This is a genomic window from Spirosoma foliorum, from assembly GCF_014117325.1.
GTDB lineage: Bacteria > Bacteroidota > Bacteroidia > Cytophagales > Spirosomataceae > Spirosoma > Spirosoma foliorum.
This window is the reverse complement of record NZ_CP059732.1, coordinates 328,481-341,243: the sequence shown is the minus strand read 5'-3', so window position 1 is coordinate 341,243 and position 12,763 is coordinate 328,481. Positions and strand designations below refer to the sequence as shown.

Here is a 12,763-nt window from a genome sequence, read left to right as displayed (position 1 = left end):
CAAGATGAAAATCCGGTCAGAGACCGGGTAACACATCGACGTAGTATTCACTACGTCGAACGGCAGCATTCAGCGTTGTTACTTATTCACACCTTTAACTTCCTGACCATCACGAATTTCTTCCGACGCTTTTTTGACAATGGTCATACCCGGTTGTACATCGCCAAATACTTCCACCAGACTGTCTAGAACGTTCCCTTTTTGCACCGATACCCATTGTGCCCGGTTGTCATTCACTTTGATGACGAACATTTTTTCGCTTGAACTCACGACAGAAGTCGTCGGTACGAACATCGTTTTACCTGTTCGTTCGATAGGCATCTGCACTTCGGCATACATACCGGCTTTCAATTCGTGACCGGGATTAGCTACGTCAAACTCCGCCATCATAGAGCGGTTAGCCTCAACCAGACTTTCCGCTGAACGGGCAAGCTTAGCATTGAACTGGCGGTTAGGCATTGCATTGACCGTGAACGAAACGGCACTTTTCGACTTTAACTGATTCGCAAATGATTCCGGAATGGCAACCGTTAAACGCAACGTTCGGCTATCTTCTAAAACAAAGAGCGGTTTACCACTATCACCAGCTCCCACTAATGCACCAGGGCTGATATTCCGTTCAATCACCATACCATCGAATGGAGCTGTAATCGTGAGATACTGCCGAAGTTCGGTTTTGGCCTGGTAGTTGGAACGAGCCGCCTGTACCGTGCCTCGTGCTACGGCCACCATCGCGCTGTCGCCCTGCATTCGGGCCAGCGCCTGATCTAGTTCATTGGCCGATACGGCGCCTTCCATTTTAGCCGTTTGCAGCAACCGATTGTAAGTTAACCGACTGGCACGGGCACGAGTTGTTTGCTCGACCAGCGTAGCCTCCTGCGCCTGAACCTGCGCCTGTGCCTGACTCAGTTCCGAAATCACTTCGGGCGCATCAAGTCGGGCTAATACCTGGCCTTTGTGAACCATCGTGCCCCGATCGACCGAAATATCACGCACAAAGCCTTTCACTTTAGCATACATATTCACTCGGTTCCAGGGCTTTAACTCGCCCGGCAGTGTGACTCGTTTGCTGGGTTGTAACTCCTGCACAGTCGTTACGGCCACCTGCTGTACTTCTGGCGCTTTCTCGGCAGTTGATTTCGTTTCGCTACTGGCCGACGAACAGGCGTTGAGGAGAGTGCCTGCAATGAGTGAAAGAGTTAATAAGCGAATGAGCGAATAACTACGTCGCGGGTTAACGCTTGAGCGATTTATGATTGACGAATTCATGTCGATTTCCTTTGACTAGAGACAGTTGATAGATGATACTTTTATTACCTCTAAATCCCTTGAAGAAACTTTGTCTACAAGTGAGCCAAGTCCCCTTCAGGGGATTTAGGGGTACATATGTTACAAGCTGTGACTCAGCTCCTGATGATAGTATTTGCTTTCCGGATCTTCGGGATCAAGCGATACCGACTGCATGGTGGCCTTGGCCTGTAGTTGCGTAAACACACACGGTAGAATCAGCAGAGCGGCCAACGTAGAGGCAATCAGTCCACCGATAACGGCCTGACCCAGTGGGGCAATCTGATCACCGCCTTCGCCCAGTCCGGATGCCATCGGCACCATACCCGCGATCATGGCAATACTGGTCATCAGAATCGGGCGAATCCGGCTATTGGCAGCCAGTACAACGGCTTTGCGTGTATCACCGATGTCCAGGCGTAGGTTTTCGGCATTGGTTACCATCAGAATGGCGTTCGCTACCGATACCCCTACCGACATAATCAGTCCCATGTACGATTGCAGGTTCAACGTAGCACCGCAGGCCAGCAACATGAGCAAGGCCCCCGCCACCACCGCCGGAATAGCTGCTAGAATCACCAACGACAACTTAAACGACTGGTAGTTAGCAGCTAGTAAGAGAAAGATAATCACAATAGCCACGAGCAGACCCGTCTGCAAACTGCTAAGTGTATCCGTCAGGAGGTTGGTTTGACCGCCCATTTCCACAATGACACCACGAGGTGGTTGACCCGCTTCCTTAATAGCCTGCTCAACAGCTTTACGAGCTGACCCCAGATCTGTTTCCTGTAGGTTAGCTGTAACCGTTACCAGATTGTTTGGCCCGGCGCGGTCGTATTCGCCGGGTGCGGTACCTTCCGAAAAGGTCGCTACATCCGACAATACAGGGCGCATTTCGCCACTACGTAACGGAATGTTCCCAATGTCGCTGGCGCTTCCCATCTGATATTCAGGAATCTGCACCTGAACCTGATACGCTAGCCCTTTCGATTCATCAAGCCAGAGGTTTTTATCCGTAAAACGGCTCGACGACGTAGCCGCTACCATAGAACGAGCTACCTGTGTAGACGTAACGCCCAACTGGCCAGCCCGTTCGCGATTCATGGTCACGTTTAGAATCGGATAATTCAGCGGCTGAGCAATCTGCACATCACGCAGGAAGGTGATTTTTGCCATTCGCTCCCGAATCTTGTTGGCAAACTTACCTGCTTCTTTCAGGTTCTTGGCGGCTACCTTCACTTCTATAGGTGTGTTGGCACCCTGACTCATGATCTTTTCGGTCAGCTCAATCGGTTCAAACGAAATAGCAGCCGTCGGTAAGGCCTGGGCAATTCGTCTCCGTAGTTCTTCTTTCAGATTATCCATTTTAACATGATAATCTTCTTTCAGGGATACCTGCAAGACCGCTTCGTGCGGACCACTGTTAAACACGAAGATGTTGGATGTACCATAGCTGGACGGGACTGTACCGACATAAGCCGATGAAATTTCAACATTGTCACCGCCCACTGCTTCTTTGATAATCCCCAGAACTTTTAGCATGGCTACTTCCGTACGCTCTACCCGCGTACCGTCGGGAATCCGCAGGCGCATCTGAAACTGGTGACTATTGCCATGCGGCAGAATATCGGTGCCGATGACCATAAAACAGGCAACGATAATCGCCAAACTACCAACCAGATATCCGCCAACAACCAAGCCTCTACGATTCAGAATTTTTTCGAGCGCTGCGGAATAGCGCTGCTTAAATTTCTCAAATCCTTTGGCGTCAGTTGGCGCATGTTCCTCTTCGATCATGTGGCGCTCTTTAGCATCCAAAGCAAGAGTCGGCGCTTCATGTTCAGGATGGCTTTTCAGCAACCAGTTCGCCAACACAGGTACGAACGTCTGCGACAGCAGGAACGACGCAATCATGGCAAAACCAACAGATAGTGACAACGGCAGGAACATCGAGCGAGGCACACCACTCATCACGAATGCGGGCGCAAATACAGCCAGAATAGCCAGCAGAATCAGGAATTCAGGGAAAACGATTTCCTTACAGGCATCCCAGATGGCTACAGCCTTAGGCTTGCCCATCTCCAGATGCTGGTGAATATTTTCGATCGTTACGGTAGCCTGGTCAACCAGAATCCCAATAGCCAGCGCTAACCCGGATAGGGTCATGATGTTGATGGTCTGGCCAAACAGATTCAGCATGATTACGGCCGATAGAATCGAGATCGGAATGGTCATTACCACGATGATTACACTTCGCCAGTCGCGCAGGAAGAGCAGCACCATCAAACCGGTCAGTACAGCGCCAAGAATCCCTTCGGATACTAGACTTTTCAGGGCGTTGGTTACGTAAACCGACTGGTCGAATTGGTACGAAATTTTCACATCTTCGGGTACAGCTGCCTGCAACTCGGGCATGGCTTTGCGAAGGTTATTGACAACGTCGAGGGTCGATGCATCCGACTTTTTGACGACAGGAATGTAGACCGCCCGCCGACCATTGACCAGTGCATAACTCACCGTGATGTCAGCAGCATCTTCTACAGTACCAATGTCCCGCACAAACACTGTTGGTCCTGAACCAATCCGAATGGGGATGTTCAGAAAATCTTCGGGCCGTTTAACCAGTGAGTTAACGGGCGTCATCAAGGTTTTATCACCAACCCGAATATTACCGGCTGGCGACGGCTGGTTGTTGGTCACGATCGCCTTAATGACCTCCTCAGGCGTTAACTGATAACTGCGTACCAGTTGAGGATTAACTTTAATAATGACGGACCGTTGATTCCCCCCAAACGGCGGTGGACTGGATACGCCCGGAATCCGGGAGAACATGGGTCGCACCCTCGAATGACGCATAATCCTGAATTTCATTTAAGGAGCGACTCGGACTTTCAAAAACAAGTTGCCCCACTGGCACCGAACTCGCATCGAATCGGACAACTTGGGGCGGTACCGTTCCTTCCGGCATGTACGCCTTCGCCCGCGATACGTTGTTTGCCACCTCGGCCGCAGCCTGCGCCATATCGGTACCTGGGTAGAACGAAAGTTTGATCAGCGATAGCCCCTGAATCGTTTTTACATTGAATGTCGCGAATACCCGACACATACAGAAAGTGATCCTGATAACGCGTCGCCATGAAGCCATCCATCTGATCGGGCGACATACCGCCATACGACTGCACCACGTAAATCGTTGGCAAATCCAGATTCGGGAAAATGTCGACCGGAATGGTAAACAACGACATCACCGAGAAAAACAGAAGCCCCATAACCATCACAACCACCGAAATGGGTTTACGTAACGCGGAACGAATGATGTTATACATAGCTTTTTCGTATTCGGTTTATGGTATTCGGTTTACGGTTGGCTGGTGCATGAGAGCTTACGCGTCAGCCAACCGTAAACCGAATACCATAACCTGTAAACCTTATTTAACTTGATTCATAAACAGCGACAAGTCTCCATCAGCGGCTGCTTTCAGGAGTAGGAAACGCCATACGTTGCTGACAGCCACATAGCCATCGACCTCCGCTCGGTTGAGTGTGAGTACACTTTGGAGCAAGGTTGGCAAATCGGTTAAGCCACTTTCGTAGCGTGATTTTGCCTGGTTATAGGCTTGCCGGGCGGCCTGCAATTGAATAGGTGCCTGTCGGGCTTGTTCCAGGGCAACCTGATATTGCGTCTCGGCTTCCTGGTATTGGCGGGTAATCTGCAATCGTTGCGTGTTGAACAACTGGCGGGAACGTTCGACCAGAAATTGATCGGCCTGATAATCGTGTCGGGCACGTAGTGTGTTGGTCAGATTCCAGCGAGCTACCACGCCAACGAGGTAGTTACCCACCTGATAACCAAGGCCATTTAACTGATTCGATTGAAAAACATCCCCCTGTTGGTTAGAGAAACCGGAACCCCGCGCATTACCCACACCAACAAACGAAATAACCGGCATCCCCGAGCGCTGGGTAGCCAGACTACGAGCCGCCGACAGATTTATTTGCGATTCAAATAACCGTAAGGTTGGATTCTTGGGGGAAAGCGAATCGGATAGAAAAACTCCATTCGGAAGCGTCGAATAGAAACTCATACTGTCTACCCGCATATTGTTTTGCAATTGACCGGCCAATTCCGAAAGACGCAATCGCTGCACCTGTTCCTGTTGCTGGCTGCCCAACAGAAGCAGTCGGGCACGAACGGCTTCGGCAGTGGCCAGCGAACTATCGACACCAGCCCGCATCCCCGACCGGACACCTGCATCGACCACCCGTTTGAAGGTCTGCGCCCGATCCAGATTCGTGCGTTGGATTTGAACTAGTTTCTGATTGATCAACAGTAGCAGATAGGCATCAATTGTGCGTACCTGATGCTGAAAAATCTCGTTTTCGTAATCAACCTGACTCCGCTGAAGGTCGGCTTTAGCTACCCCCACATTCGCTTTGATACGACCGAATGTAATGGCCCGCCACTCGATAGACGCGCTGGTGTAACTACCAAAACTAGCCTGCGAAATCGCATTAGCCCGCACACCACCCGAGGTCGAGATATTCGTACCCTCGTTTGGAAAGAACGAGTTATTCAGGCTGTTGCTCGTAGCGTAGTTGTACTGATCCTGAAGGATCATCGTAGGCAGTAACTCCGTCCGGCTGGCCTGTAACCGCCGTTCGGCGCTACTAACCTCAGCCTGTTTGGATTTCAGGAACGGATACTGTCGAACCGACTGCTCGACTACCTGATTTAGTGTAAGCGATTGCCCCGATGCCTGGAATGTCAGCAGGCTAGTACCCAGCATTAGGAGGCAGCCCACCCGTTTTTGGTAAGCAAGACTACCGGAGAATCGCTGTCGGGAGCAATGAAAAAGAGCGTGTTTCATTCACAACAACCTGACCGACCTTAGGCGCCGGTACGATCAAGTGTCTACAAAACACGATCTCAAATTTGGAAACATTTGGGAAAAAGGGCCTTTGGCAGAAAGAATTGGGGGTGATTGGAAGGATTATGGAATAAGAAAATCTATTTGATATAGATGCCAATATAAGGTGCCTTGATTTAATAAAAATTATAGCAAGTCCCCCAAATGTCACATTAATAAAGATAATAAATACTAATATTTCTCTAACTTAGTTTTTATAGCTAATCTTGAGCCATGGAAACATTGGAAACTAGTGATTATCGTTTTATTCCCATTATATCAGACTATGGTTTTAAGGCTACTTTTGGGAACGAAACAAATACTCTTTTTCTACGAAGATCACTACAGGCGCTTACCAAATCTGCTATACCTATTCGTGATATACAGTTTGAAAAGAATGCTTTTGAAGCTTTAACAATAGATAGCCGAAGTGGCATTTACGATTTAGCTTGTACCGACGAGAAAGGAAACCAGTTTATCGTTGAAATGCAATTAGCACATTCGCCTAATTTCATTCAACGCATGAAATTCTATACGCTTCACAAGTTCAATACGCTTGTCGAACGTGGTCAATTCGACTATTCTAACTTGCCTAAAATATACTGTATCGCCTTTCTAGAAAAGAGTATTTTGCCTACAATGAATTACCATACTATAGCTAATCTGCGAAGTGAGTCTGGCGAACTGGTTGATAGTCAGATATCGTTTATTATCATAGAATTAGCTAAATTTGACATAGAAGCCGCTACTATCCAAACCGATTTAGAGAAACTAATTTTCACCATGAAGACTTTGCATACAGTGACAGAAGCAACACAGTATCCAGCTTTTTGGAATGAAGAATGGCTGAAGAAGGCGATCGATGAATTAGACACTCGAAAAATGTCTCCTGAAGAGCGATTTCAGTTTGCCCGAATTACAGCTATTAATGCAGAAGCGGTAAATGAGGAGAAGAGAAAGATTGAGGAAATGAAAACCGAAGCTGTGAAAAAAGCCTTGATTCGACAAAAATTATCAATCGAAGAAATTGCTGAGGATAATGATGTTTCGATTGACTTTGTACTCTCCGTCCAAAATCAATTCGAAGACCAGTAAGCATCTCCCAGAAGGTTCTCACCATGCTCCTCCTCCCCATCCTTCCAACCCTTTCCGAAAACACGCAATTTTTCAATCATCCCGATTGCGAGCCAAGTCTTTTGATGACGATTGAGTTTTTCAATAAAATAGGCTACAACCCACCCTGGATTGGCTACTATGTTCAACTCGATGGTCATTTAGTAGGCAGTTGCGCGTTCAAAGGAAAGCCTAAAAACGGTCGGGTTGAAATTGCGTATGGCACCTTCCCAGACTACCAACATCAAGGCGTCGGAGCCGAGATGTGCGCCCAATTGGTACAACTTGCTCTAAAGACTGATCCTACCGTTACAGTTACAGCCCGAACATTACCCGAGGAAAGTTATTCCACACGTATTCTTCAGAAAAATGGCTTTGTAAATCTCGGAACAATCTGGGATGAGGAAGATGGCGACGTGTGGGAATGGGAATTTGTTCGATCAAAATGAGCCGAAATTAGTTAACCGTTTATACACTACATTTTATTCGGATGACTATAGAACTGTATACGGCTCCCATCAACGAATCGGAGGAGCCAGCCGACTCCCCCATCTCTAACACAACAGGAGAACTCCCCGATCAGGAGCCAGCCCTTAACTTAGGCGATTTACTGGGTAGTTTCGACTCGCAGGACGAAGCACTTGAGTTCATTAAAACCCAGACGTTATCGCAAGGCCAAGCCATTATCGACAGTGTAATCGTTTTGTTCAGCCCCTACACACACGTTTCATTTCTGACGGTTACGATTCAAAACGACGATCAATCGACTTATCCCAAGAGTTATTATTTAGTTACGGATGAAGGGTATTAGCGTACGGTTTTATCTGTGCATCCTCGGCCTGTGAGGACACCTAGAGTATATACACATCTTTGGCATAGTCTTATCAGCCCTGTAAGGGCGTCCTGTCGATAGATGTTGTTGCTTAGTAAGAATCCTTAGCACCATAGGTGCGACCGATATGAGCAGAAATAAGTCGCACCTACGGCGCTTCAGGCTATAGCCAATTCTGTGTTTTCTATTAACAGGCCACTCCTAACGGAGTTTTAAACAGGTTCAGAAGATGTGCATATACTGTATGTGAGGACACAAACCGAGGATGCGTATCATCAAAGACCATCATTTACGCGCCACCTGCGCCCGAATTCGACTCAACGATGGACCTTTGATACCCAAATAAGACGAAATGTGACCCAACGATACGCGATTCAGAATATCCGGCTGACTTTCGATTAAATCGACATAACGCTCCTCGGCGGTTTGCGTCAGTAAACTTTCGGATCGCATCTGATTGAACAGAAAATACTGCTCAGCCAGTATCCGTCCGAAGCGTTCCCAACTGTGCGATCTTGGGTAAAGTTGCTGTAAGTCCTCCCGATCAATGACCAGCAATTCGGCATCTTCCAGCGCTTCAATCAGGTATGGGCAGGCTGTTTTGGTGAGCAGACCCTTTAGCGAAGTCAGGAACATATGCTCGGGAATGAAATAGAGATTGTGCTCCAGTTCCGTTTTCGGATCGATGTAGTACACCCGGAACAACCCTTTCAATACAAACCCCACCTGCCGACAAACTGAATTCTGGAAATTGAAGTAGTCATGTTTAGGCATTTTCCTAAAGTGCCAGAATTCGTTAGCCAGTTTCATATCAGCTTCAGGAAGTTGCGCAAACTGTTGTAAGTGTTGGTACAATATCTCGTGTGAGGTAGAAATCATCTTTTTTAGTTTGTTCCAGCGCTTTTTAACATAGGTGAAAAATAGGTAGCTATCGCTCCTCTACTTTTGTCCTATCAAAAACAAATCGCTAACAAATCTAAATCATACAGACATGAAAATTGCACGGAATGCATCAGCACATTGGGCCGGAACAGGTAAAGAGGGTAAAGGAAATCTGACAACAGCCAGCACGGTTCTGAATCAAACACAGTACTCATTCAATACCCGTTTCGCCGATGGCGTAGGTACCAATCCGGAAGAGCTAGTAGCGGCTGCGCATGCAGGTTGCTTTGCCATGCAGTTAGCCTTCAATATTCAGGGAGCGGGCTTCGCGGCTGATTCGCTCGATGTAAAATGCACCATTACGCTCGAAGAGGCTGGCATCACCAGTTCGAAACTGACACTTACGGCCAGCGTACCCGGTTTAGACAAAGCCAAATTTGACGAGTTGGTTGATCATGCCGAACACAATTGTCCAATCTCGAAACTGTTCAACACCACGATTAGCGTTGATGCGACCTTAGTTTAAGGCATATAGTTAATTGAATTGTATACTGGCGCGGGCATTTGCCCGTGCCTTTTTATTTAGTCAGCATTCGCTGGCGTCAGTAAATACTGACTTTATCAAAAGGCACGGGTAAATACCAGCGCCAGCAAAAACCAGCAAAAAACTACAACCAACTCATTGACAGTCAATCCAAAATGCAATAGATTTGAGCAAACGAGTTTTCCTAAAAATCAATTCCTTACCATGATAACCGCGCTAAACTTGTTCAAATCGCTGGACTGGACCATTCATACCATCCGGTTTATCAAAAATCACTTTTGGGTCATCTTTGGTCTGGGTCTGATAGCCGCATTTGGACGAGCTATTCAATTAAGAGCCTTCGGGCCAATCAGTCCACTATCGCATACATTGCTTGAAGTAGTGGTTGAGTCAGCTCGGGTGTTGATTTTCGTTTACGCCTTAGGTCTTACCAATGTTAAAACCGGTGTCCTTCGTCTTGTTCAACTCGTTACAAACAAGCAGAGTCGTAAGCAAAACTGGCGAGTGGCTGTCCAAAAAGTGAAAGATAAATGGCCTAGTTTGCTGATAAATCTAATTGTATTTTCAGTTATCGCACTGTTATTCAACAAGCTGATTAATCACATTGCGTATGAGACCTGTCTATACATTACACTGCAGGCACGCCAGGTTATTTCCAGTCAATCGTCTGAATGGGCGCTCATTCTGTTTTTTAAGAATATCTCCGTTATTCCATTCACCTTAATTTTCAATGCGCTGTTTTGCCTTTGGCTCGTGAATCGACTTCCTAAACAGATGGCCTATAGTTAACTATGTAATCCTAGGCCTATTTATCGACCCGTCGTTTTCGCCATACTAATCGTGATATCGTGAGGGGCTGTCATGCTTAGTGTGATTAGGGTACCAATGAATAGTGAAGCGAAAATAACTCCCAGTAATAAGCAGTGTTTGAATTTCATGAGCAGTGTTGTTTCTGTTAGCAGGATGATACAAAAATGAATCATTACCGTCCTTACTCACAGCTTAAATTGCCCAAGCGCCTATTCTGATGGATAAACTGCCCAAAAACGTGGATAAATCACAAAGGGCCGTTTTTGTCTTATGATTTTACCACTGAATTAATCTGTAAACGCTTAGCACGGCTTCACTTCTTTAGCAACTGCTGTAGTTTCTCGTCCAATTCTGAAACAGACATATATCGACCGATCATTATTTTGTTGGCATCGAGCAACACATTATCGGGCATCCCTTCAACGGCAAACTCGTCCATAATCTTCGATAAATCCATCATATTCTGTACTTGTATCCAGGGCAACTTATATTCTTTTAAACCCTCTTTGGCCGATTTTTCGTCGGGTTCAAAAGATATCGTAATTATTTCTAAACCAAATGTATGATATTTCTTATAGAGCCTTTTTAGATCGATATGCCGCTTCTGGCAACTAATCAGGAATCTCTGCGAGAAATCCAGCAGAATGTAGCGACTGTTGAGTTTGGATAACGTAATGTTGGTACCGTTTTCACTTGGTAAGCTAAAATCTGGCGCTTTGTTTCCCAATCGCTTTCGAGTCAGTCTTTTGGCAATTTTCTGATAAGAAGGATACATCGAAAAAGAATTAAGATTGGTAAACAGGCTTTCCGTCTGTTGATACGAAAAGCTATTCGATACGAACAGATACCAACTGACGGGTAGCGAAGGATGATTCAAGATCAGTTTGGCAATCCTGTTTCTTTCAATCGTTTGTAATGAATCGAACCTATGTTCTAGCCTAAAAGCGGTTAGTGAATCTTTATTCAATAAGGCATTGTACATGTCCATTTGAGCATCAGCTTCAGGTTCTCCAGAATTTCTCAAAAGCTCAAACTCTTCTATCCACAGTTCGCTACTGGCAGAGCCCGTAATTACAGGTTGGTTGAAGGCTGCCGGATCAACACCAATGTTGATTTGAGGTGAGTCGATAAAAAACTGGATATCGTCAGGATTCCCTTCAACCCAAAGATAAGCCGGACAGGGTTCGGCTAGTTTGATTGTAAATGTTGCACTGCGACCAACGATAGTAGTGGTATCAATAACATTTGACCCATCTACTGGCTTCGCAACGATCATTGCCTGTTTACCCTCCCAGGATTTAGGGAAAAAGCCATTAACTCTGCTAATAAATTGCGCCTGTAAAGCACCTGGTACAATAAGAAGAAAGCAAACACATAGTTTAATCAGCGTAGGAGAGTTATTTTCTTCTTGTAAACTAAAGCTCATGTCAGTTAGTGTAGAAGGGTATGAATCAATACGTGCTGGATGAATGAGAACGTACAATCGCGATTATTTAATCTACAAGAATCAACTCATTTGGCTGGCCGCTAAAAAACTTCAACTTTCTCTTGACTCTCCCCTTACGTCATAGCCTACATTTGTTTTGTCAATCAAAGTAAGGCGTTAAAAATGAGGCAGTATTCAGTTAAACATCTGGCGAAACTAGCGGGTGTCAGTGTCCGTACGCTGCACCACTACGATCGGGTGGGCTTGTTAAAACCATCTATTCGTACCGAAGCCCGGTATCGGCTATATGGCGAAAACGAGCTAATTCGGTTGCAACAGATTCTCTTTTATAAAGAACTCGACTTCTCGCTCAGTGAGATTATCGACATTCTGGAAGACCCGAATTTCAATATGACCAGGGCGCTGGAAAGCCATAAACTGGCGCTTCAGGCTCGGCAATATCGACTCTCAACGCTATTGACCACGATTGACAAAACCATTTCAAGCTTAAAAGGAGAACAAGTCATGCTAACCAATGAAGAACTATACGAAGGCTTCCCCAAAGGAAAAGCGTATCGGCAGGAAGCGGTAGACAAGTATGGCGCAGAAGAAATTGAAGCCAGTGAGCAAAACCTGCGTCAACGTGGAAAAACGGGTTTCGACCAATTAAAAATCGACCAGAAAGAGATTGCCCAAATGCTGATGAACATGCTGAATCAGGACCCAACCAGTACAGTGGTCCAACAGCAGATTGCGCGTCACTACGCCAACATTAGAGGCTTTTGGGGTGAATCGGTTTGTCAGTCGAAAAATATGAAAGAAGCCTACAAAGGGTTGGCTCAACTTTATCTGGATGAACCACGCTTTACGAGTCAGAATGGTCAGGAGAATCCCGACTATGCCAACTTTCTGCATAAAGCGATGGTTTATTTTGCAGATACACAGATCATGTAGAGACGCAA

The 12,763-nt window shown here is 46.4% G+C and carries 11 protein-coding genes and 1 pseudogene; 6 read left to right on the top strand and 6 right to left on the bottom strand.

The window, feature by feature from the left end; genetic code table 11:
• Positions 1–78: 78 nt before the first annotated feature.
• The 3 genes and pseudogenes from H3H32_RS01425 to H3H32_RS01415 all read right to left on the bottom strand — a co-directional run bounded on the left by H3H32_RS01425 (position 79) and on the right by H3H32_RS01415 (position 6,155).
• Positions 79–1,269 carry an efflux RND transporter periplasmic adaptor subunit gene (locus H3H32_RS01425; protein WP_182460907.1) on the bottom strand — a complete coding sequence of 397 codons (1,191 nt, stop codon included), beginning with the start codon at positions 1,267–1,269 and terminating at the stop codon, positions 79–81.
• Positions 1,270–1,389: 120 nt separating this feature from the next.
• A pseudogene (locus H3H32_RS01420) lies at positions 1,390–4,613 on the bottom strand (efflux RND transporter permease subunit).
• Between the two features lie 102 nt (positions 4,614–4,715).
• Positions 4,716–6,155 (bottom strand): TolC family protein, encoded by a 1,440-nt coding sequence (locus tag H3H32_RS01415; RefSeq protein ID WP_240543626.1) that lies wholly within the window; start codon positions 6,153–6,155, stop codon positions 4,716–4,718.
• Between the two features lie 273 nt (positions 6,156–6,428).
• Between H3H32_RS01415 and H3H32_RS01410 the strand changes: the two genes are divergently transcribed.
• From H3H32_RS01410 to H3H32_RS01400, 3 genes are read left to right on the top strand one after another with little or no spacing between them, the layout of a single operon-like run.
• Positions 6,429–7,289 (top strand): Rpn family recombination-promoting nuclease/putative transposase, encoded by an 861-nt coding sequence (locus tag H3H32_RS01410; RefSeq protein WP_309547131.1) that lies wholly within the window; start codon positions 6,429–6,431, stop codon positions 7,287–7,289.
• 23 nt (positions 7,290–7,312) lie between these two features.
• The gene (locus tag H3H32_RS01405; protein WP_182460906.1) at positions 7,313–7,756 is read left to right on the top strand and encodes a GNAT family N-acetyltransferase; all 444 of its coding nucleotides are present in this window, start codon (positions 7,313–7,315) and stop codon (positions 7,754–7,756) included.
• Between the two features lie 41 nt (positions 7,757–7,797).
• On the top strand, positions 7,798–8,118 hold the full coding sequence (locus tag H3H32_RS01400; protein ID WP_182460905.1) for a hypothetical protein: 321 nt from the start codon (positions 7,798–7,800) through the stop codon (positions 8,116–8,118).
• 306 nt (positions 8,119–8,424) lie between these two features.
• On the opposite strand, the gene H3H32_RS01395 is transcribed toward H3H32_RS01400, so the two are convergent.
• On the bottom strand, positions 8,425–9,018 hold the full coding sequence (locus H3H32_RS01395) for a Crp/Fnr family transcriptional regulator (protein WP_182460904.1): 594 nt from the start codon (positions 9,016–9,018) through the stop codon (positions 8,425–8,427).
• A 112-nt stretch (positions 9,019–9,130) separates the two neighbouring features.
• Here H3H32_RS01395 and H3H32_RS01390 point away from each other — a divergent pair, with 112 nt between their 5' ends.
• Positions 9,131–9,547: an OsmC family protein gene (locus H3H32_RS01390; RefSeq protein ID WP_182460903.1), complete on the top strand. Its 417-nt coding sequence runs from the start codon at positions 9,131–9,133 to the stop codon at positions 9,545–9,547.
• A gap of 222 nt (positions 9,548–9,769) precedes the next feature.
• On the top strand, positions 9,770–10,354 hold the full coding sequence (locus H3H32_RS01385; RefSeq protein ID WP_182460902.1) for a hypothetical protein: 585 nt from the start codon (positions 9,770–9,772) through the stop codon (positions 10,352–10,354).
• Positions 10,355–10,374: 20 nt separating this feature from the next.
• Here H3H32_RS01385 and H3H32_RS37755 read toward each other — a convergent pair whose 3' ends face one another.
• Positions 10,375–10,503, bottom strand: coding sequence for a hypothetical protein (locus H3H32_RS37755; protein ID WP_256432942.1), 129 nt, complete (start codon positions 10,501–10,503; stop codon positions 10,375–10,377).
• 185 nt (positions 10,504–10,688) lie between these two features.
• Positions 10,689–11,801, bottom strand: a complete 1,113-nt coding sequence (locus H3H32_RS01380) for a TlpA disulfide reductase family protein (protein WP_182460901.1) — start codon at positions 11,799–11,801, stop codon at positions 10,689–10,691.
• A gap of 183 nt (positions 11,802–11,984) precedes the next feature.
• On the opposite strand from H3H32_RS01380, the gene H3H32_RS01375 reads away from it, so the two are divergent.
• Positions 11,985–12,755: a MerR family transcriptional regulator gene (locus H3H32_RS01375; RefSeq protein ID WP_182460900.1), complete on the top strand. Its 771-nt coding sequence runs from the start codon at positions 11,985–11,987 to the stop codon at positions 12,753–12,755.
• Positions 12,756–12,763: the final 8 nt, after the last annotated feature.